This window comes from Romboutsia hominis (assembly GCF_900002575.1).
GTDB lineage: Bacteria > Bacillota > Clostridia > Peptostreptococcales > Peptostreptococcaceae > Romboutsia_C > Romboutsia_C hominis.
Genome location: NZ_LN650648.1, coordinates 634,742 through 656,746, shown reverse-complemented (window position 1 = coordinate 656,746; position 22,005 = coordinate 634,742). Strand labels below are relative to the sequence as shown.

Sequence of the window (22,005 nt, the reverse complement as noted above, 5' to 3'; positions counted from 1 at the left end):
ACTCATATACTACATTGCTAATAACAATATAATATATGAGTTATATTTTACTATTTTTATAGCTACATAATTTATAAAAACTATTAAATTATTAAAATATGTAATTTTAAGCTTTATATTAGTCTTTTAATAATATTATTATTTTGAAGCATCCATTATTTTATCATAATAATTATCCTCTATAGACTTAAATCCTACTTCAATTAAAGATACATAATCATAGGCATTAAAGTTTTTTTCATTTGATATGTAAGTGATTCTAGCCATTATTGTATTATCCTCATGTAAAAAGAAATTAAGTACTAAATTTTCTTCATTAAAAGCATTAATAAGATTTAATAAGTCATTCTTCTTATGTAGATTATCTAATCTACCTATACAATAATATATAGGAGCTAAGTTACCACCATTTAAACTTAAAGATATAATACAATCACCATTCTTTAAAGTTTGCTTAGCTTGGAAAAGTACGCTCTTAGAAGTTTCCCTTGAAATAGTAAATATATTATCTAATCCTCTTTCCTCAAGTGCTTTTATTACTTGAACTTGCTGAAGTTGGTAATTCATAAAAAGACCTCCCCTAAAGTTGATTTGTATAATTTTTTATACCCTATTCAATTTATTATAAACAAACTAAAAAAAATAGACAGTATTAAAAATTTTCATAAAATTTTATAATAAATACTTTTCAAACTTCAAAAGAATGATGGTTTAAAGTTAATTTAGATATGTATAAATTATTTGAAACTTTTGACATACTCTTTAAATACACAAATTAATAAAAATAATTTAAACTACTTATATGTATATTACGCTACCACCAATATCTAATTGCAAAGTTTAAAATTATTATCCATTATATTAAATGTTTCTTTAATTCCCTCTGTTATATATACTTCTTTATCATTAGTTATAAATATTGCATCTATATTTTCTAGACTTTCTACAAAATCAAATCCTTCTTCTAGTCCTTTTATAAAAACTAATGTAGATAAAGCATCTGCATCTACTGAAAAATCAGCTATTATTGATACACCTGCTATTTCAGTTTTATAAGGATATCCAGTTTTAGGATTTAGTATGTGATGATACTTTATATCATTTTCTTCTATAAATCTTTCATAAACACCTGTTGTTACTATAGATTTATTAGCTACTTCTATAGATCCTACTACACTTCCTCTATCGCTAAATGGATTTTGGATACCTATTTTCCATTCTTTATTTCCTTCTTTACTTCCTAGAGCATATATATTTCCACCTAAATCTATTATAGCTTCTTTAACACCCTCTTCTCTTAACAAATTTGCAAGTTCATCTGCAGTATATCCTTTTGCTATACTTCCTAAATCTAGCATCATACCTTCTTCACTTAGAAATACTTCTTTGGTTTTATCGTTTATTTTTACTTTTGAATAATCAATAAGTTTTATAACTTCATCAATTTCTTCTTTTGTCGGGACCTTTGCACCTTCAAGGCCTATACTCCAAAGTTTAACTAATGGACCTATAGAAATATCATATCCACCATCAGATAGCTTTGAATATTCTATTGCTTTTTTTATAATTTTATAACTAGTATCACTTAGTTTTATTGAAGATTTACCTGCATTTTTATTAAGTTTATATAGTTCTGTACCTTCTTTGTTTATACTCACTAGATTTTCTATTTCTGAAACTTTATCAAATGCTTTATCTAATATTTCTTTGCTACCCCCACTATGCAAGGTAATTGTTATTGGTGTCCCCATAAATATTTCCGTTCTTCCTATTGGTTCACTTTGCTCTTCTTTTTGACATCCCACTAAAATGATAGTTAAAATTATTATTATTATACTAACAATCATTTTTTTGTCCATATTTAATTTCCCCTTATATAATAATATTTGCTATCCCTATAATCTCTAATTTTAACTATGTTCTGTATACACAATAATTAAAATACTTACCCTTTTTTATTTTTATGATACATAAGTACATTCTTTTATATATAGATTTATCATTATTTGATTGTAAAGTCAATATTTAAACAATTATTTATCTATAGAAATAGTTTTATATATTAATAGTTTTTCTTTTTACTTAATTTGTAAGTTTTTTGATTTTTGAGTTTTAAATTTTTTCTTCAGTTGAAGAACATTCCATTTATAATGGGATTATACACTCTAATTTAGTAAACATATTAATATTTTTTTATAAAATATATTTTTTAGATTGCCATTTATATTTTATATCCTTTAAAATTCAATTATATGAAGATTTAATATTTTTGAATAACCTAAAGGAGAAATCATTTATGAAAAGTTTAAAAAAGCTTGATATTATTATTATTGTATCATTACTTATTTTATCTTTTGTACCGAGTATAATTTTCTCAAAATCCCTTTCTAAAAATTTTAATTCAACTTATGTTAGTATAAAAGTTAATGGTAAATTTTATGATAATATACCTTTATCTTCTTTTAAAGATGAGAAAACCTTTACTATAAAATCTAAACATGGTACTAATGATGTATTAGTAAAAGATAATAAAATAAAAATTATAAAAGCAAATTGCAAAGATGAGCTTTGCATAAAGCAAGGTGAAATATCTAATGTAGGTGAAAATATTATTTGCCTACCAAATGAATTAATAATTGAAATTAAAGGAGCTGAAAAAGATAGTTCATCTGATGATATGATACTATCACACTAATTATGAAATTAAACAAAACTTCTAAAATGATTTATATGTCATTACTCGTGTCAATGGCGTTAATACTATCCTTGATTGAACGAATGATGCCAATTCCATTTGTAACTCCTGGTGCTAAACTTGGACTTGCAAACTTGATTATAATAATATCAATCTATACATTAGATAATTATAAAGATTCTTTTATTATACTTATATTAAGAGTATTTTTAGCTGCAATCTTTGGTGGTAATATGTCTACACTGTTGTACAGTGCTACTGGTGGTATATTTAGTTTTATTGCCACTATAATTACTAAAAAATTAGGTGGTAAACATGTTTCTGTAATAGGTGTTAGTTCTTGTGCTGCGGTATTTCATAATGTAGGCCAATTACTTGCAGCATCTCTTATTTTAAATAATTTTGGAGTATTTCTATATCTTCCAGTATTGTCTACAATAGGTATTATTACAGGTATATTTATAGGACTTTCTGCAAATTATCTCTTGAGCCATTTATCCCAATTACCTTATTTTAGAAATAGATTAAATTTGGATAATAAAAAATCTTCATTAAAATATAATTAAAAAAGGAGGTATCTCAAATCGAGATTCGCTCCTTTTTTAATATAGTTTTAATATTTGCTTAATTGTTCCATGGACCAAATATTCATTATAAGATAATATATCCCATATTTAGTTACATAATTTCACTAAAAAATAATACAGATATTACATGTCAAAATAGATTAAACTTCCCCCCTTGAAGTTATACAGAGCTCTTGCAAATAGCAAGTTCATGTCCACCTCCCTCTGTATTTCTAGACTTATCTCCTCAATAGTCATATTTTTAAAGGTAATTTGAACATTTTTATATTCATCTACTATATAAATATACTCTCAAATTTTCCATAAGATATTTACTTATATTTACAAGTAAATTTATAAATGATATATTAAAATAAATTTGTAATTTCCCCAGTATACATATCTACATTATACCATCCTAGAGTAGCTATATGTGAACCCTCTCCCTCTATTTCAACAAGTTCATAAACTTGTATAACATAATTATTACCTTCTATATGATCTACTTTAATTTTTGCATTCAACCCTTCTCCTATTAATTTATCTTTAACTAGATAAATAGCCTCTTCTTCTGATAGTTTATTTGTCATATTTTCAGTAGGTTTTAAATCTTCATTTTTACTATTATCTACATTTATTTTTACTGTTTCTCTTTTTATCTCTGTTCCATCTTTATTAAATCCATAAGCTACTACATAGTATCCTTTATTACCTAATTCATCAGTCCAAGTTATGCAATAGTTTGGTATAGTTTCTGGTTCATGTAGTCTTATTATTATTGAATTATTTTTATCTAATATTACATCCTCAAGTTCTATATAATTAAGTTCACTATATTTTTCTAAGTATGCATCTATATCAACGCCTACATCCATAAATTCTTCACCTAACTCATGTACTCGTATATTTTTTATGGCTCCGTCAGTTTCAAGTAATAATAATACATTTCCTTCTATTTGCGTATTTGTGTATATTTTGCTGCTTTTAGATTTTGATTTTAACTCATCTATACCTTCTTTAGAAGTATCATAAGATTTTTCTATAAATAATGTCTTTTCTTTTAATTCATTACTGTCTTTAGTTATTTTCAAATCTTTACCTGTTTTTCTAGCTGATTCTTTATCTTCTTTTTTAGCTGCCTCCATGACTTCTACCGATACATTTGACTTAGTACTTGTTTTTTCTCTAGGTTTTTCTTCAGCATTAGAACACCCCACTAATAATAAAGAAATTATTAAAATTAATAGATTTAATGTTATTTTAATTTTACTAACTAATATATTTTTCATATAATACCACCTCTATTATATATATGTCCTAATTGAGTATATGATTTTTAATTATTAATTAGTATAAAAGTTTTCTACAATAAGTTGTAATCCTCACTATTTTTCTAAGAATCCTAATTTTGGATAATTCATAGCCAAAGTATACTTAAATATAGTTATAATTTTATAATAATTATATTTAGATTTTCATTTTAATTTTTCACCCCTTGTAAGTTTTATTATTATATAGTAATATGTATAATCAATAATTCGATAAGGAGTCATATTATGAATAAATTTTTAAATGAGTTTAAAGAATTTGCTGTTAAAGGAAATATAATAGATTTAGCAGTAGGTGTTGTTATCGGAGGTGCGTTTTCTAAAATAGTCACTTCTTTAGTCAATGATATTATAATGCCAATAGTAGGAATGGCTACTGGTGGAATAAACTTTTCAGAGTATAAGATAGTATTAAAAGAATCTATAGGATCTATTCCTGCCGTTACTTTGAATGTAGGTAATTTTTTACAGACTTCAGTTGATTTTTTAATAGTAGCATTTTGTATTTTTATATTTGTTAAAACTATAAACAAGTTAAAGTTTACTAGAAAAAAAGAAGAGGCTGCAACTAAAGAGGAAAATGTTGCTCAAACACCTGAAGAAGTTTTGCTACTTAGAGATATTAAGGATTTATTAAAGAATCAAAATTGATAAAAAAGGATAGACAAATTAAGTCTATCCTTTTTTATTAATTTTTAATTTAGTATAGCATTCTTTAAATTTATACTGAAATCGCTTAAATTTTTAACTATTTTATTTTTTACCATAAAAATTAAAGTTTACTTATATTATTTAATTTACTAAGTTAATACTAAGCAAAATATTCATTAGTGGCTTTTTTTACTTTTGGAACTAATACAATCAATGCTAAAAGATTTGGTATTATAAGAAGCCCAAGAGCACAATCTTGTATCAGCCATACTATATCCATACTAACTAATGCTCCAATAATACTAAATATAGGAAAAACATATTTGAAATTAACTGCTACAGTTTCTCCCAGTACATAATTTAGTCCTACATATCCAAAATACCACTGACTCATAAGAGAAGTTAATGAGAATAAAATTAAACTTAAAGATACAATATACCCCATTAATGGATGTATTGTTTTAAACGCATTTATTACTAAAATAGATGGATGTTCACCACTATTTAATACACCTGTACATCCTAAAATCAATCCTGTTATGGTACATATTACAATTGTATCTATAAATACTTCAGTAACACCAAATATAGCTTGTTCTACAGGATGTTTTACATTTGCTGCCGAATGAATTACTGGAGCAGAACCTTCCCCTGCTTCGTTTGAGTATAAGCCTCTGGCTACACCAAATCTCATAGCTTCTTTGATAGTATGACCTGCCATACCACCTACACCAGCTTCAAATGTAAATGCACTTTTAATTATATCCTCTAATACACCTGGAACTTTATCTATATTAACTAATATTAAAAATAAGCCAAACAATATGTAGAATATAGCCATTATAGGAACAATTTTTTGAGTAACAGTTGCTAATCTTTTAAGTCCACCATAAACTATGGTAAAAACTATAGTAACTAATAATATACCAGTTATCAATGGAGATACGCTAAATGTATTCTTCATCACACTAGATATAGTATTAGATTGTATAAGATTACCACCTATTATTTGAACAGTCATAAGTATAGCAGTTATACTTCCTAATATAGGTAGATTTAACCCTTTAGAAATATAATACATAGGTCCGCCTATATATTCACCTTTATTATTTTTTTCTCTATATAAAATACCTAAAATAATTTCCCCAAACTTAGTTGCCATTCCTAAAAATGCAGCTACCCACATCCAAAAAATTGCACCTATTCCCCCAGATGCAAGTGCAGTAGAAACACCTATAATATTTCCACTACCTACGCAACTTGCTAAAGCTGTGCACATTGCTTGAAATGACGTTATAGACCCCTCAGAACTTGATTTATCTCCTTTAAAATTTTGCTTCATAGGATTTATTATTGTCTGGTTTATTATATACGGAAATTTTTTAAATTGAACAAATCCTGTTGCAAAGGAATATAATAAACCTACTGCTAAAAGGGTAAATAATAACCAATTTCCCCATAAGATACTTGCAAGCTGTCTCAAAAAAAGTTCCAAATTTTCCATACTTCTCCCTCTCAATGTCAATACATTTATTTTGACTTTATATCATCTATAAATATAGGATTGCTCCATGCTATTTTACCATATTTATCAACACATTCTATTCTTATATATGTTTCATTTCCTCTTAGCTCAAACTCTGCTCTTGTAATACTATCTTCTTTAGGCTCTCCCCAATATGAAAAACCACCATTTATAGCATTTCCAGACATAAAGTTGACATGATTTACAGGAGAACATTCTACATATGCAACTCCATCTTTTATACCAAAATCATATATTTGAGGACCTGATGAAGAATAGTAATCTCCATTTATTAATGCATTTATTATATTATCATGTTCTAGAGATTCAGCTTTAACCATTACCCATCCTCCAAATGAATCCGGTAAGAAATCTTCATTATGATTATCATCTGATGCAAATGCAAATACTTTATTTCCTTTTCTCAACATAGTATCCCAATGAGTTGTATCATATCCTGTATTACTTTCTAATACTGTACCATGATTATATATTTCTAAAGCAAAGATTCCTTTTGTATCTATAAAATCTTCTTGGTCTACTCTTGACCATAAAGGGTGATTATAAGTTGATATACACCCCTTAGCTTCCATAAGATTAGCTATGTCTTGAGCGGTTTTAGCACCTTCCCATACTAGAGGTTCTAAAATTTCCATATGTTTGAAAAGCTTACCCTTAGCCTTTTCTTGCATTTCTGTAGTTCCCAATAATCCATGCAAATGATGTATTTTTTTTCTTTGATTATCCTCATCATATAATACACTTGAGCATTCTATCCCAGGTAATATTATAAATCCTTCACTATTTAATTCTCCTCTAAAATCTGTGTATATATCATGCTCACTTAAGCACATAAAATCATATCCATTTCCTTTATACAGATTCACTGATTCCTGTGGAGTTAATTTTCCATCTGAAACTGTAGTATGACTATGTAAATTTCCTTTAAACCATTCTCCATTTCTCTTAAAACCATTTATATTTATATTTTTCATATTATTTTTCTCCTATTTTAAATAATACATGTTCTATGATTTTATATATAATTACTTCTATAACCTATGGATATATCCACAGGTTATAGAAAATTTTTTAATTTTTTATTTAACATATCTCTTATACTTATCTTGCATCTTCTGCTTGCTTACGTTTTATAACTCTAACTAAGTAAGAACTTATAAAAAATCCTAAAATTGAGAATCCTACCATTGTCATAAATACCATTTTATATCCTGATAACCCTGGACTTTTATCTAACATACTTCCATAAAGAGTGTATGCAAATGTTGATGGGAAGTACCCTACAAGAGATCCTATAGACATCGCTGCACCACTTATTTCTTTTGGTACTTTTATTTCATCCATTGGAGCAAAAAATACTGCTCTCATTGTGAATATTATAGCTCCAAATCCTAGTGTTAAGCTCATCCCAGTATATATACTCATTGATTCATGAGGTAAAAATATTATTATTGTCATAGCTATTGCTGCTACAACAAATGCTGCTCTTATATATTTAGCTGTAGATTTAGTAACTTTATCTGCTAGGAATCCTCCCACTGGCCCTCCTACCATCTTTAGTCCATATTGGTTTATTATACCATATGCCCCTACTAATGTTGCTGGCATAGCATATACATCACTTAAAAATGGTATAAAGTATGTAAGGCCACAATATACACAATATACAGAGAATATTGTAAATGCAACAACCCATATTTCTTTCATCTTTATAGCATTAATCATGCCTTGGAATGCAGCTGCATTTTTACCAATTTTTTCGCCTGATTCATTTACTTCCTTTATTTCATCATGTGGAACTGTAAAAAACGATATTATCCCAACTACTATAACAACAGCTGAAAAAAACAGTATACCAGCTTTAAGACCTTGTGCACTTTCACCCATTGCTGAGAATATAGCTAAAGCTGAAAATGCTACTATTGTATCAACTATACCACGTCCAGCTTCTAAAAAACCAAATATTCTACCTTGCTCTTTTTCAGTAGCTATAAGTCTAACTGCTTTTAAAAGTACTGGCCAATAAATAACCTCTCCGAATATAGCAAGTACGGCAAATGCTGCTAAAAATCCTGCATACGGAGGAAATGTTGATAAATAAATACCTACAAGTCCTACTCCTATCAATGAGAAAGATATCATATATTTCTTAGAAAACCTATCTGCTAAATAAATTGAGAATATTAATCCAACCGTTTGTACCATCCCATATGTAGATAAGGCCATACCTATTTGAGTATGATTTAATCCCATATATTGTTGCATAGGTATGTAAAATGCATCTTTAAGTGAACTAAGCTTAAATATAGTTCCTGCACCTAGTACAAGAATTGCAAATGTAAACCACCTATTACAAGCATACTTTGTTTTTATTTGTAATTCTTTTTCGTTCATCTTAAACCTCCATGATTAATTTTATAAAATCGTTTTCAAGGTTAAATATATTTACCCTTTTCTTGTTACGGTTATAATTATAATTGGTTTTTTTTGTAAATACAAGTTTTTTATTGTTTTTTTTTGTTTTAAATTGTTTTTTATAGCTTTTTATATTGTTTTTTATAGCTTTTTATCCTTTTTCCATTACTTTTTTCTATAATAAGTGGATTTTTATAAATTTTTGATATATAATTTATAATTAATACCAAAAATATACAATCTAAAATTGTTTTTATCCAATTAAATCAACATTTTTTGATGTCAATATTTTTAAATTTATTCTGGAGGTGGTATTTATAATAGCTGAAGAAAGATATGCCATAATTTTAGATAAGCTAAAATTTGATGGTATAGTAAAAACATCTGATTTAAAAAAAGAATTAAATGCCTCTTCTGAAACTATAAGAAAAGATCTTAAATATCTTGATGAGGCAGGATACTTAGATAGAGTTCATGGAGGAGCTATTCCTAAATCTGATGTAAAACCTGATGATAATGATGATGATGTATATATATCATTTAAAGTTCGTCAATCACAAAATTCTGATATGAAACAATCTATAGCCCTTAAAGCTGCTGAATTAGTCAAAGAAGGTCAATCAATTGGACTAGATTCTGGGACTACCTCTTATGAGCTTGCTAAGGTTCTAAAGAAAAAATTTAATAACCTTACAATAGTTACTAATTCTTTAATAAATGCTTATGAGCTAGTTGATAAAAAAGGATTCACTGTAATTGCGACAGGGGGAGTACTTACCCCTGATGAAAATTCATTTGTTTCTGATTTCGCTACCCTTATACTGGATAAAATAAATCTGGATATGATGTTTTTAACAACATGTGGCGTTTCCTTAGAAAATGGTATAACAGACCAAAGAATGGATGAAGTTGTTATACATAATAAAATGAAAGATTGTTCAAAAGAAGTTGTGGTTTTATCTGATAGTACTAAATTTAATGAAGTGTCACTTATAACAGTCTGCCCTCTTGAAAGTATAGATTGTATCATTACTGATTCTAACATTGATATAGAATTGGTAGAAAAATTTAGAGCTCAAGAACATAATATAATTATCGCTGAATAATGGTTGTACTAATCAGCAATAAAACGAATTTAGAAGTATAATTGTATATTCTTAAAATTTAATTTAAGTGGTTAATTAAATTTTATATAGGGCTATAACTACTTAGATATAGTCCTTTTTCATAATTTCTATAAAAATAAATTTTATTGCTTATGATATCATTTTAAGTTTAATGTCCTTATATACTCTCTTTTCCCAGTTAAAATTTTTTAATACAAATAAAAAAGGAAGTTTTAAATCACTCCCATTTTTACACTATCCTACAATTCTGTATTAGTTTCAAGTGCTTCCACTATCCTTATAATATCAACCTTAAAAAAATTAACTCCACCTATACACATTCTATCATCTGTATTTTCGTCAACTAAATAAACTAATTCTTCTAATTTTTCCTTAGATAAGCCTTTTAAATGTTCTTCTAATGCTTTAACTTCTTGTTCATATGTTGGTCTCATTTTAATTTCTCCTATTTATTTAAAATTTGATATGGATATCCCTATTTTGAGTAAGAATCTGTAAGTTATTTAATATTCTCACTTTTTATAATAATTTATACCCAAATTAATCATTATAATTCTAACTATATTTCTTAATATATATTATATATAATACTAAGAGAATACTTCAATAATTTTCTTTAGCTTTTAAACTTACTCTTAAATCAAATAAGATTTTATTAGCTTAATAAATATAGTAAATAAAAAAGATATAAGCATCTTAGTCATAGCAGACTATACAACCTATATCTTTAAATATTATATTTAAACACTTAGCTTTACTTATTATATTTTTTACTATAATCTAATTGTACATAAATATCCCTATTAATATAATAGATACAATCAACATAATTATAGTACTACAGATAGTTATAAAGCTTTTTACTTTATTATCACATTTAAATATACTTTTAATGATAGTATAAATACCTATTCCAATAATCCCACCAATCGTATTTGTTATAATATCAGTTATATCACTAGCACCTATACCTAATATATATTGACTAATTTCAAATATAAAACTTATTATAACTATTATACATATACTTTTAGATATCCTTACATCCTTTATTATCATATTTATATATATCCCAAATGGTATAAATAAAATTATATTCCCATATATATCCATTTTATTAAATTTACCCTTAAATATATCATTAAATGGAATTATATTAAGTGTCTGTGAAAAAAACCTATCATTACTGAATATCTCTAATGGAGATACATATTTAAACAAAATATTCCACAAAATAAACAATAAATAGAAAATAAATCCCATAATAAATAGAGTATTAATTATTTTCTTGCGCATTTAATTTCCCCCTAGTTTTATATTAAACGTCTTATACCTACAATATAATTATATTGTAGGTATAAATTATCATATTTAATTATAACTTAAACTCTACTTAGTATCTATAACTTCATGTGCCATTTTAACTAATTCATCTTGTGATAAATTGCCATCTCTAACTAGGAAATTATAGTAAATACCATTTTGCTTCCAATTTAAATATTTAACCTCACTTACCTCTATTTCTTTAGATCCATAGCTAAACACATATTTACCAGATAACTCATCTTTTTTATCTTGTTCTGTCATTTCATAATCACCTGGTACAAGCTTATTTTTATATACATTATAATATATCTCTATACCTTTATAAGTATCAACCACTGTTTCTCTATTGGATTTTTCACCTAATATTCCTTCTTGCATTGAAAGATTTATTTTATCCTTGCCATTTTTATAAACAAAATCTATTGTTTTTGACTTCTCAAGTGAACTTCCTTCCTCATCGATACCTTCATAATTTGTAGTGTATCCATTTTCAAATACATATCCATTACTAAATTTATCTACTAACTTCGGTTCAAAACCAAAATCTTCTTTTACTTCTTTATCTGTTGGCATATCAGTATAAATTGGTATATTACTAGAGTGTCCAACTATAGAAAGCATTTTCCCTGCTGCAAATACAGTTGTCCCTAATGCCATAGTTGCCACTAAAGCGGCTATAATCCTTTTTTTAGCCGATACCTTCTTATACACTTTTCTATCTTCCATTTCACTATTCCCCCTTTTTTCTGGTAAGTTATCTAAAGTATCTCTTACAATATTTTTAAAACTTTGTGGTGTATCTAAAAAAATATTATTTAAATTTTTTTTATTCATAAATTACCTCCATATTTTTTAACTTTATTTTTAATAGCTTTCTTCCTTTTGATAATCTACTTTTTACAGTTCCTGAAGGTATTTTTAAAATTTCTTTAATTTCATCCACGCAATACCCTTCTATATAGTAAAGAACTATTGTAATACGAATTCGTGGAGGTAATTTACAAATAGCCAAATATAGTTCACTATAGTCTTTTTTATCATCATTGTAAACTTCAATGCATTCTTCATAAGGTACTACTTTACTTGCTCTACGTTTTAAACTATAGCATTCATTTATAAGTATTCTAATTAACCAAGTTTTAAAATACTTCTCTTCTTTTAATGTATTCAATTTATCATAAGCTTTTAAAATTGCTCCTTGAACTGCATCCTCACAATCTTGGTCATAAATCAAGATTGACTTAGAAACATGATATAAAGTATGTTCAGCTTCAAGAACTTTCTCTATAAATGTACTTTTATTCAATATACTTCCTACCTTTCCTTGCAAATTATAGCGCTATTTCTTTGCTTTACACTAATTAGATGTTTTAATAGAACAAACGGTTCATTTTATTTTAAAATTTTTTAAACTTAAATTTGTAATTTAATTGCAATCAAAAAGCATCTAGCTTTAAACTAAATGCCTATATTTTATATTATTAAATTATTTTTTATTTTTAAATATGTATTTTATATTCTCTCTACTTTGTATCTAAGCACTGTTTTTAACTTTTCAGGTTCAGTCTTTCTAAAATCTGATAAATATATTTCTCTATGAACTTTAGTCCTTAATCTTAAATTATTTTCATCACAAAACTTTTGCATGATTTCAAAAGTTATAGGCTCATCATCATAAAATCCAATATGTAACATTTGTACAGATAAACTATCTTTAATACTTTCAAATTTCACCTTATCTAATAATCTATGTGGCTTTTTACTTTTTCCATGGCTCTATTAAATACTTCATCATTTACAAAGCTAGGTTGTCTAATCATTAGTGTATATATTAGCTCATTTTTATCTAAATATTCTAGCCCTCTTCCATTTTCTTTTAAATCCCATAATCCTTCTAGAGGATATACTGTATATTCAAAATATCCTTCTGGTATATTATCACTTTTATGCATCATTCTAACTGTATAAGCTAATTAATATAACACTCCTATAGCTTCACTAAATTCCTCACTATTTGGATTACTTCGCCCCTTTATAGTAAAAAATTTAAACTCTGGTATTTCTATTAACTGCGGTTTTTGCTTTGGTATGTAATATTCCTTTTCTTTTTTTCTCCACTCGTGCTTCATACTTACCTCCTTTATTATTTAATAGCTATCTAAATAATATTATACATTCTTTTTGGTTCAAATTGGCAACACTAAGTGTTTAACTAAAAGAGCCTACTATCTTTGTCATAAAAAATAAAAGAGTATCAATATATTAATACTCTTTTATATAAATAGCTATTTATTTCCTTTTAAAATTTTTTTTAATTTACATATATCTAATGGCCTATAATAAACATACCCTTGTACCATGTCACATCTAAACTCCCTAAGTATATCTACTTGCTCTCTACTTTCTATTCCTTCACAAACTACATCGATGTTATACTCCTTGGCTAAATTAATAATAGCCTTTAATAAACTCTTAGTCTTTTCATCTTCTTCTATATCAATTGATAAAGTCCTATCTATCTTTAAAACATCTATATCAAGTCTCTTTAAATTGCTTAGATTTGAAGAACCTGTTCCAAAATCATCCATAGAAACCTTGATACCTAGGCTTTTTATATCTCTTATTCTATTATTAATATAATCAATATCATTTAAGGCTGCAGTTTCTGTTATCTCAAATTCTAAGTATTCTGGTGAAATATCATATCTCTTCATAGTATTTCTTATATAATCTATTAGATTATTTTGATAAAGCTCTACCCTCGATAAATTTATAGCAATAGGAACTATATTATCTTTATTTACTTCGCATTTTTTTATTTCTTTGCAAACTTCTTTTATAACCCATCTTCCTATAAGATTTATATCTCCATTTTTCTCAGCTATTGGTATAAATATATTTGGTGATATATATCCTACATCTTTATGTTTCCACCTTATTAAAGCTTCTGCAGATACTATCTTTTCACTATTAATATCTACCTTAGGTTGATATAATATTTCAAATTCTTCATTTTTTAAAGATCTTTTTAAATCCCTTTCTACTATCAGCTTTTGTTGTATCTTATACTCTAGTTCATCATTATATAAATAGTATAATTTATCTCCTACTTTTTTTGATTCTATCCTAGACTTATTTGCATTATCTAAAGCCTTATCAATTTCAATACATTCCTTTTTCATCTTAAATACACCTATATGGGTATTTAATTCTAATTTTTTATTAATATAACGTTGCTTTGTAACATGCTTATTTATATACTCGATTTTTTTTTCAAAGTCTTCATCGTCCTCTATTTTGAATAATAGTGTGAATATATCTTCCCCTATTCTTGCACTAATATTTTCAAACTCTATACTTCTTATATTATCAGCTATCATCTTCAATACCTTATCTCCCTTATCATAGCCAAATAATTCATTTATAGCTTTGAAATTCTTTATATCAAATGCCACTATTACACAAACATAATCCTTAGCCCTATTTAATATTATCTTTTTTGCATCTAATTTAAACTTTAACAAATTTCTAAGATTAGTTAAGGAATCTACATAACTAGCTTCTTCTAATTCTTTTTTATTTTTTATATCTTCATAAGTACCAATAATTACGTATAAGAATAATGACAATATAATTGTAAATAAAGATAATTTTATTGTACTATGTGTTCCTGTAAATACTTTTGCTATAGGAACTATAGATATAGCATACCAATTGTTACTGTTTTTTACCTTATTATAAGCAATTACATTTTTTTCCCCATGTTCATCAAAACTATCTATACCATTATTTCCTTTTTCATTGATTAATTTTAATATTATATCTCTATACATGCCTAAATTTTCTTTAGACCCTAACACTATGTTCCCATTAGAAGTAACAATATATACCTTTACTTTATCTGAAAATGTATTATTTACTAAATTTTTATCTAATATCTCCTTAGGTTCAATCCCTACAATTGCTCCTTTGATTTTTCCATTTATAATTAATGGTCTTGAATATACTGTATCTAGTTCATATTCTAATCTATTTTCTATAAGTTTACTTACATGGTTACCCCCAGATATGGCTTTTTTAAAATACTCTCTATCCCCTACATATACCTTTTTATCATTATCACCTATATTTATGTACCCATCCATACCCACTATGCCTATGTACTTAAATAAACTTCCACTACTAATTCTATTTATATTTTTTAAAAATATGTCTTCATTATACTTATCTTTGTATTTTTTCATATCTTCGTTTATATATTTATTTATATAATCTAATTTCTCCATTCCATTGTATATATCTATAGATACTTTATTCGAAACCTGCCTATTAAACTCTCTTATACTTCTTTTAGATTCTTCATACAGGTTCATTTCTACTTTGGTTATAAATATTATACTTATTAATGTTATTAACAATATCCCCTTCATTCGCTTTAACATTGATTTAACATTAAATACACTCATGCTTGTGTTGTTGCTATCCATTCTAATTCCTCGTAATTTTTTACATTAGATTTCTTATTTTTAATTATTATACTATATTTTTTAATCCTTTTATATGTTAAAATTAAAATACCACTTCAAAAAAATTCCTCTGAAGTGGTATTTAACTTAATTTATTTGCTTTTTTTAAAACTTTCTAATAATATAATTTTATCTATTCCCTTTTAACTACTATGACATTTAACTATAATATACTGCCCCTTATTTATTGATATTTATTACTCATATATAAACACATTATAAAACACCCCATATAAATTACAAACAAAATTGCTAGATTCATAAAATACTCTCCCACACTTTAATATTTATTAGCATTTTTTTGATATTATTAATCTACCTTATATGTATTATTAAAAAATTTATTTTCCCCCAACTCTACACACATAATTATTTATTTAATTCAAAGTTTTTTTATTTTTCATTAAATATCTAAATTTATATAATATAAATAATATATCTATACTTTTTATAATCATCTCGATGTTGTTTACATATAGATCCCACCAAATATATGATAATCCTAATCAAAATCAAAATCAATTTATTTCCTTTTCATTTTCAATAATTTTATGTAAATAGCAATTTTAAAGTATAATTTAGATTTATATATTAATAATAAATTTACCTATAGACATGTTCATCAAATACTATTTAGCATGAACAATTTCCAAATAAATTATCTAATCTTATCTTAAGTTCTTTATTCTTAGATCTACTTATAGGTATTTCAAATCCTCCTATAATTATAGATTTTTCCCTTAGTTCTTGGATTTTCTTTAAATTTACTAAATAACTATGATGACATCTGTAAAAGTTATAACCTAAAACTTTTCCTTCTAATCTTCTCATACTAGCTTCGATAGTATAAGTTTTTTCTTCTGTATATATTGTAACTTCTTTTTTCCTAACCTCAGCATAAAGTATATCTCTAACTGGCAATACTAAAGTTTTTTTCCTAGATTGTATGGATATTATACTATGTTTTTCTAAATATTCTTTTATAGACTTTCTAAGCTGAAGTCTTATTTCCTCATACTTTAAAGGCTTAGCTAAGCATCTATAAGCTCTTGTTTCAAAAATATAATCTGCTGGCGTAGTAAACATTACCTCTACATTCTTATCAATTTCCCTTATTTTTCTGGCAATATCCGTGCTGCTTATTCCGTTAATTTTAATGTCTAAAAATAATATATCTAAATTTTTAGGATAGTCATTTAATAATTCTTCTTTACAAGAGTATTTAAGCAAATTATATTCTATACTCTCATCTTTTAAAATTTTATCTATATGCTTTTCTAATATTCCTATATTTAATACATCATCATCGCAAATGGCTAACGTAAAGCTCATATTTACTCCCCCTATGTTTCTATATTTAAATTAAAATAAATATCAATAGAGATTTATAAAATTAAAATCTTTATATGTAAAAAAATATTGTCATCTTTATATTACTATATTTTTAATTTATAAACTACTTTTATCTAATATATAATTAGTAGGATATACATTTTTGCATTAATTAATAAAACAAATAACTAATATAACCTTCCTAAATAAAAATAAAAGCCTTCTTTTTTAATATTTTAAAAGAAGGCTTTTGTTTAAGTTTAATCATATATTATATTTCTATTTTTTTCAAAACACCTAAAAATGTTGCTAAGTCATTATCTGGCGTACTTATATGTCTTATATTAAATGTATCTACTAAGTATTGAAGCACATTAGGACGTCTTGAAGTGCTGCTATTTCTGAAGTCTTTCCACATACTCCAACTTTAGTACATCCCTTACTTCCTGATGTTTGTTCACATTGATAACAAAACATCGGATAATCAATATAGTACCTCCTTATTTTTTCATTCTATAATAGATTTACTATATCTCGTCTATATATAATTACTTATAAAATTTTATTTAAACAAAAGCCAAGATTAAATTAATTTAATCTTGGCTTTTTCAATTTATATTTATCCTAATATTTGTATTTCTATATTTTGTCTACCAAAGTTTGTACATTGTTGCTCACTACCCATGAATATATCTATCTTATTACCTTTTATAGCTCCACCACAGTCTTCTGCAACGAATACTTTGTCAAACATAGGTATATAAACTTTAGTTCCATAAGGTATAACAGATGGATCTACTGCTATTGTTCCCCACTTAGGAGTAGTTCCTGTAGCTGTTATGCTATGTCCTGAATAAGCACTTGCATTTACAGTAAGTTTACGCCCTTTAGTGTTTGATGTAGCTTTCTCTTCCTTAACTGGCTCTTTTTTCTCAACTACATTAGATTTACTTGCTGAAGTCTTTGGACTATCTGACGTAGTATTTGATACTACATTATTTACTTTTTCTACTCTTTCTAATTGTTGCATTTGAGCTAATTCTTGTTGTCTTTTAGCCTCTTCTTCTTTTTGCTTTCTTTCTTGAGATTCTGTTAATACATATTCAGCAGAAACCCAACCAGTTTTTTCTTCTTTTTTATCATCATTTGAAGCTTCTTTTTCTGATTTTGTAGCTTCATCTTCTACTAACTTAACTTGGTGCCATACTTCTTTTGTATCTTTATTTTCATCTTTAATCTCTGCTGTTTTTAACACTTCAACAACAGTATTATTCTTTAATGTTTCTAACTTTTCTTCATCTGTAGATGGTCCTTTTCTTAAGTTTAATTCATCTACATTTACCTTAGCTTTTTCTTTAACTGTAAATTCACCACTTACCCAACCTTCTTTTCCATCAGAAAGTTTTATCTTATCCCATCCATCTTTAGTTTCTAATACTTCTACGACAGAACCTTCTTTTAAAGCACCTATTTTGTCTTCATCTTCAGATGGTCCTTTTCTTATATTTAATATATCTGCAACTACTATTTCATTGTTTTCTATTTTCATTTCTTGTTTTTTATCTGAATTTACTTCCACTTTGTTATCTGCATATATATTCCCAGCTGATGCGTACATCCCACCTATTACTAACCCTAATGCCAATATCGTTGATTTATTCATTCTCTTTTTCAAACTCATAAAAACCTCCTAATAAGTAAAATTATATATTATTAACTATCTCATATTTTTTAATTCATATTCTTTTGTTTGTTACTTTTTTGTAACTTTTCTTAACTTGTTATTAATCTTAATACACTTTTTAGGATTTGTAAACACCATTTTAGGCAAAAATTAAAAAAGGGTAACAAATTAGTTACAAATTGTAACAGTCTTAATCTATTGAAGTTCCAACGTTTCTTAAACATTAGATTTTGCTAAAAAATTTTAAAAAATTTTTTTTTAAAAATAGCTATTTAAGCATAAATTTTTGCCTAAATAGCTATTTTAATCATACTTACTAACTATTATTTTTACTAGTAATTAGTAAAAAATAGTTACAATATTAGCTTCATTTTTTATTTTTATATTCATATATAAATTTTATTAAAAACATTAAATTTATATATTAAATTTATAGTCAAATTAAGCTGTAACTTTTGCTTTTTTAGCTTTTACCATTCTTAGTTGATAATAATTTACTCTTAACAACTTATAAAAAATATTCATGTATAAAATCATCTAATGATAAAATATTTAATAAAAAATTAACGATATTATATGATTTAAAGTCTTATATCAGTGTTATTTTATCTGTTAATTTATACTAATATTTAATACTAAAATAAGTTTATAGATATCCATGTAAATTAATTTATAAAACCTAGTTATTTCAAGATATCCACCTTATTTTTTATTATTTTTTTCAATTTTTTCTTCTATTTAAAATGAAACCTGTAAAATATATTTATTTTTTATATTTAATATAAATTTTATAATTTAAGTCTATTAAGTTATTTTTAAAGTATAAGTAAACTATAAAGAACGAATATTTTGACTTTTGTACAATAATTAAACAATATCTTCAAATATAAAAGTAGTAGTTTTAAATCCTATTAAAACTACTACTTTATTTATATATTATTTATTTACCTACTTATATATATTATAAGAAATACTCACTAATTTACCATTTTCATCCTTGTTAATTATAGCATCAACTTCGTAGACTTCTTTTATAAGTTCTTTAGTCATAACCTCACTAGGAGTCCCATATGCTATAATTTCTCCATCCTTTAAAACATATATTTTATCACAGTACATTAATGCAATATTTAAATCATGTATTGCAGCTATTACTTCTATATTTAACCCTTTTACAATACTCATTAATTGTAATTGATGCTTGATGTCTAAATGATTTGTAGGTTCATCTAATACTAAACAATCCGTTTGTTGAGCAAGTGCTCTTGCTAGTATTATCCTCTGTTGTTCTCCTCCTGATAAAGTATTAAAACTTCTTTCCTTAAAATCTGTCATACCTACTTTTTCTAAAGCAGCATCAACAATCTCAAAGTCCTCTTTAGAATCTCTCTCCATTATCTTTTTATGAGGTGATCTTCCCATAAGAACAATATCATACACCTTAAAATCAAAATCATAATAGTTATGTTGAGATAATACAGCTAGTTTCTTAGCACTCTCCTTAATAGGTATAGTTGATAGGTTTTCATCACCTAACATAATAACTCCGCTAGATGGCTTTAAATTTCTGTAAATACATTTTAAGAGAGTGGATTTTCCACTCCCATTTGGACCTATTATTCCAACAAATTCTTTATTTTCAACATTTATATCTATTCCTTTTAATATGTTTTTGTTACCAATACTTAGTTTTACACCTTCTGTTTTTATGTTCATTAACTTTTACCTCCAAAACCATAAGTCTTTCTAATCATTAACCAAACAAAACAAGGTGAGCCTATAATAGATATAAGAATTCCTATAGGTATTTCCGTTCCTTTTATTATACTTCTTGATAATACATCTGCCCATATCAAAAATATTGCACCTAATATAGAAGCTACTGGAATTAATTTTTTATGATCTGTACCAAATATCATTCTAACTATATGAGGTATAATAAGACCTACAAATCCTATCATTCCAGATGAATAAACTAATAGTCCTATCATAAGAGAGGTTATAATAAGGTATAAATGTCTATATTTATGAAGATCAGTTCCTAGCGTAACTGCAACTTCATCTCCAAGCAACATTAAGTTTAAAATTCTAGATTGAGTAGCAAAAAATATTGCCCCAAATAATATAGAAGGAAGTATAAATACTATTTGTTCCCATTTAGCACCAGCTAAGCTTCCCATAAGCCAAAAAGTTATCTTTTGCATACCTTGTGCGTCATCTGCGATATAAACTATAAAACTAGAAAATGCACTACATACAGAACTAAGTGCCATACCTGCTAATAATAACTTTACAGAGTTTGCTCTTCCTCCTATATTTGCTATAATTAAAACTAATATAGACACAAGAAATGCTCCTATAAATCCAGCTATTCCAATATAGTTTCCACCAAATACGCTTCCGACTCCTAACATTATGGCTAATGTTGCACCTAGTGATGCTCCTGATGATACTCCTAGTATATATGGATCTGCTAATGGATTTTTCACTATAGCTTGCATAACTATTCCAACTACAGATAGACCTATTCCAACTGCAATAGCAAGGACTATCCTTGGCAATCTTATAAGCCATACTACATCATGAATTGCACCATTCGATACTGCTTCATTTTGACTTAAGTTAAATATTTTATTTATTATAATGCTATAAACTTCTCTAATACTTATATCTACCGAACCGATTGTTACAGCAAATCCTATTGATAAAAATAATAATATTAATAATACAACAGAAACACCTATATATATAGGTGTCTCCTTAAATATATTTTTTTTACTTGATGATAGATTGATTCTATTCTCCATAA

22 protein-coding genes and 1 pseudogene are annotated in these 22,005 nt (G+C 26.1%); 4 read left to right on the top strand and 19 right to left on the bottom strand.

Annotated elements, in window-relative coordinates; genetic code table 11:
- Positions 1-138: 138 nt before the first annotated feature.
- Together FRIFI_RS03000 and FRIFI_RS02995 are read right to left on the bottom strand one after the other, a co-directional pair.
- Positions 139-567: a hypothetical protein gene (locus tag FRIFI_RS03000; RefSeq protein ID WP_092927114.1), complete on the bottom strand. Its 429-nt coding sequence runs from the start codon at positions 565-567 to the stop codon at positions 139-141.
- Between the two features lie 260 nt (positions 568-827).
- Positions 828-1,859, bottom strand: coding sequence for an FAD:protein FMN transferase (locus tag FRIFI_RS02995; RefSeq protein ID WP_166504937.1), 1,032 nt, complete (start codon positions 1,857-1,859; stop codon positions 828-830).
- 437 nt (positions 1,860-2,296) lie between these two features.
- Here FRIFI_RS02995 and FRIFI_RS02990 point away from each other — a divergent pair, with 437 nt between their 5' ends.
- Both FRIFI_RS02990 and FRIFI_RS02985 read left to right on the top strand, forming a co-directional pair.
- Complete coding sequence (locus tag FRIFI_RS02990) at positions 2,297-2,695, top strand: NusG domain II-containing protein (RefSeq protein ID WP_166504936.1); 399 nt, start codon at positions 2,297-2,299, stop codon at positions 2,693-2,695.
- Positions 2,696-2,730: 35 nt separating this feature from the next.
- On the top strand, positions 2,731-3,261 hold the full coding sequence (locus FRIFI_RS02985) for a Gx transporter family protein (RefSeq protein ID WP_242977266.1): 531 nt from the start codon (positions 2,731-2,733) through the stop codon (positions 3,259-3,261).
- Positions 3,262-3,629: 368 nt separating this feature from the next.
- On the opposite strand, the gene FRIFI_RS02980 is transcribed toward FRIFI_RS02985, so the two are convergent.
- The gene (locus FRIFI_RS02980) at positions 3,630-4,550 is read right to left on the bottom strand and encodes a hypothetical protein (protein ID WP_166504935.1); all 921 of its coding nucleotides are present in this window, start codon (positions 4,548-4,550) and stop codon (positions 3,630-3,632) included.
- A 267-nt stretch (positions 4,551-4,817) separates the two neighbouring features.
- On the opposite strand from FRIFI_RS02980, the gene mscL reads away from it, so the two are divergent.
- Positions 4,818-5,240 carry a large-conductance mechanosensitive channel protein MscL gene (gene mscL / locus FRIFI_RS02975; protein ID WP_166504934.1) on the top strand — a complete coding sequence of 141 codons (423 nt, stop codon included), beginning with the start codon at positions 4,818-4,820 and terminating at the stop codon, positions 5,238-5,240.
- Between the two features lie 160 nt (positions 5,241-5,400).
- On the opposite strand, the gene FRIFI_RS02970 is transcribed toward mscL, so the two are convergent.
- The 3 genes from FRIFI_RS02970 to FRIFI_RS02960 all read right to left on the bottom strand — a co-directional run bounded on the left by FRIFI_RS02970 (position 5,401) and on the right by FRIFI_RS02960 (position 9,180).
- Entirely contained in the window at positions 5,401-6,744 is a 1,344-nt protein-coding gene (locus FRIFI_RS02970; protein WP_166504933.1) for an alanine/glycine:cation symporter family protein, read from the bottom strand.
- 26 nt (positions 6,745-6,770) lie between these two features.
- Positions 6,771-7,760, bottom strand: a complete 990-nt coding sequence (locus FRIFI_RS02965) for a PHP domain-containing protein (RefSeq protein ID WP_166504932.1) — start codon at positions 7,758-7,760, stop codon at positions 6,771-6,773.
- A gap of 127 nt (positions 7,761-7,887) precedes the next feature.
- Positions 7,888-9,180: an MFS transporter gene (locus tag FRIFI_RS02960; protein ID WP_166504931.1), complete on the bottom strand. Its 1,293-nt coding sequence runs from the start codon at positions 9,178-9,180 to the stop codon at positions 7,888-7,890.
- Between the two features lie 329 nt (positions 9,181-9,509).
- Here FRIFI_RS02960 and FRIFI_RS02955 point away from each other — a divergent pair, with 329 nt between their 5' ends.
- The gene (locus tag FRIFI_RS02955) at positions 9,510-10,307 is read left to right on the top strand and encodes a DeoR/GlpR family DNA-binding transcription regulator (protein WP_092927132.1); all 798 of its coding nucleotides are present in this window, start codon (positions 9,510-9,512) and stop codon (positions 10,305-10,307) included.
- Positions 10,308-10,567: 260 nt separating this feature from the next.
- Here the strand turns inward: FRIFI_RS02955 and FRIFI_RS02950 are convergent, their stop codons facing one another.
- The 13 genes and pseudogenes from FRIFI_RS02950 to FRIFI_RS02900 all read right to left on the bottom strand — a co-directional run bounded on the left by FRIFI_RS02950 (position 10,568) and on the right by FRIFI_RS02900 (position 22,003).
- The gene (locus tag FRIFI_RS02950) at positions 10,568-10,762 is read right to left on the bottom strand and encodes a hypothetical protein (protein ID WP_092927134.1); all 195 of its coding nucleotides are present in this window, start codon (positions 10,760-10,762) and stop codon (positions 10,568-10,570) included.
- A gap of 346 nt (positions 10,763-11,108) precedes the next feature.
- Positions 11,109-11,591, bottom strand: coding sequence for a VanZ family protein (locus tag FRIFI_RS02945; protein WP_278336167.1), 483 nt, complete (start codon positions 11,589-11,591; stop codon positions 11,109-11,111).
- A gap of 126 nt (positions 11,592-11,717) precedes the next feature.
- Positions 11,718-12,488: a hypothetical protein gene (locus FRIFI_RS02940; RefSeq protein WP_166504929.1), complete on the bottom strand. Its 771-nt coding sequence runs from the start codon at positions 12,486-12,488 to the stop codon at positions 11,718-11,720.
- Positions 12,481-12,960, bottom strand: a complete 480-nt coding sequence (locus FRIFI_RS02935) for an RNA polymerase sigma factor (protein WP_092927140.1) — start codon at positions 12,958-12,960, stop codon at positions 12,481-12,483. Before FRIFI_RS02935 ends, FRIFI_RS02940 begins: the two co-directional genes overlap by 8 nt.
- Before the next feature lie 206 nt (positions 12,961-13,166).
- Complete coding sequence (locus FRIFI_RS15330; RefSeq protein WP_330405567.1) at positions 13,167-13,388, bottom strand: GyrI-like domain-containing protein; 222 nt, start codon at positions 13,386-13,388, stop codon at positions 13,167-13,169.
- 5 nt (positions 13,389-13,393) lie between these two features.
- Complete coding sequence (locus tag FRIFI_RS15325) at positions 13,394-13,609, bottom strand: hypothetical protein (RefSeq protein ID WP_330405566.1); 216 nt, start codon at positions 13,607-13,609, stop codon at positions 13,394-13,396.
- 18 nt (positions 13,610-13,627) lie between these two features.
- A complete protein-coding gene (locus FRIFI_RS15320) occupies positions 13,628-13,783 on the bottom strand; it encodes a hypothetical protein (protein WP_330405564.1) in 156 nt (51 codons plus the stop codon).
- Positions 13,784-13,939: 156 nt separating this feature from the next.
- Positions 13,940-16,141 carry a bifunctional diguanylate cyclase/phosphodiesterase gene (locus tag FRIFI_RS02925; RefSeq protein WP_166504928.1) on the bottom strand — a complete coding sequence of 734 codons (2,202 nt, stop codon included), beginning with the start codon at positions 16,139-16,141 and terminating at the stop codon, positions 13,940-13,942.
- Positions 16,142-16,813: 672 nt separating this feature from the next.
- Complete coding sequence (locus FRIFI_RS02920; protein WP_166504927.1) at positions 16,814-17,512, bottom strand: LytR/AlgR family response regulator transcription factor; 699 nt, start codon at positions 17,510-17,512, stop codon at positions 16,814-16,816.
- A 372-nt stretch (positions 17,513-17,884) separates the two neighbouring features.
- A pseudogene (locus FRIFI_RS02915) lies at positions 17,885-17,989 on the bottom strand (hypothetical protein); the annotation flags it as partial.
- A 142-nt stretch (positions 17,990-18,131) separates the two neighbouring features.
- The gene (locus FRIFI_RS02910; protein WP_166504926.1) at positions 18,132-19,193 is read right to left on the bottom strand and encodes an SH3 domain-containing protein; all 1,062 of its coding nucleotides are present in this window, start codon (positions 19,191-19,193) and stop codon (positions 18,132-18,134) included.
- 951 nt (positions 19,194-20,144) lie between these two features.
- Positions 20,145-20,912 carry an ABC transporter ATP-binding protein gene (locus FRIFI_RS02905; protein ID WP_166504925.1) on the bottom strand — a complete coding sequence of 256 codons (768 nt, stop codon included), beginning with the start codon at positions 20,910-20,912 and terminating at the stop codon, positions 20,145-20,147.
- Positions 20,912-22,003 carry a FecCD family ABC transporter permease gene (locus FRIFI_RS02900; protein ID WP_176579601.1) on the bottom strand — a complete coding sequence of 364 codons (1,092 nt, stop codon included), beginning with the start codon at positions 22,001-22,003 and terminating at the stop codon, positions 20,912-20,914. The genes FRIFI_RS02905 and FRIFI_RS02900 overlap by 1 nt, the downstream gene beginning before the upstream one ends.
- Positions 22,004-22,005: the final 2 nt, after the last annotated feature.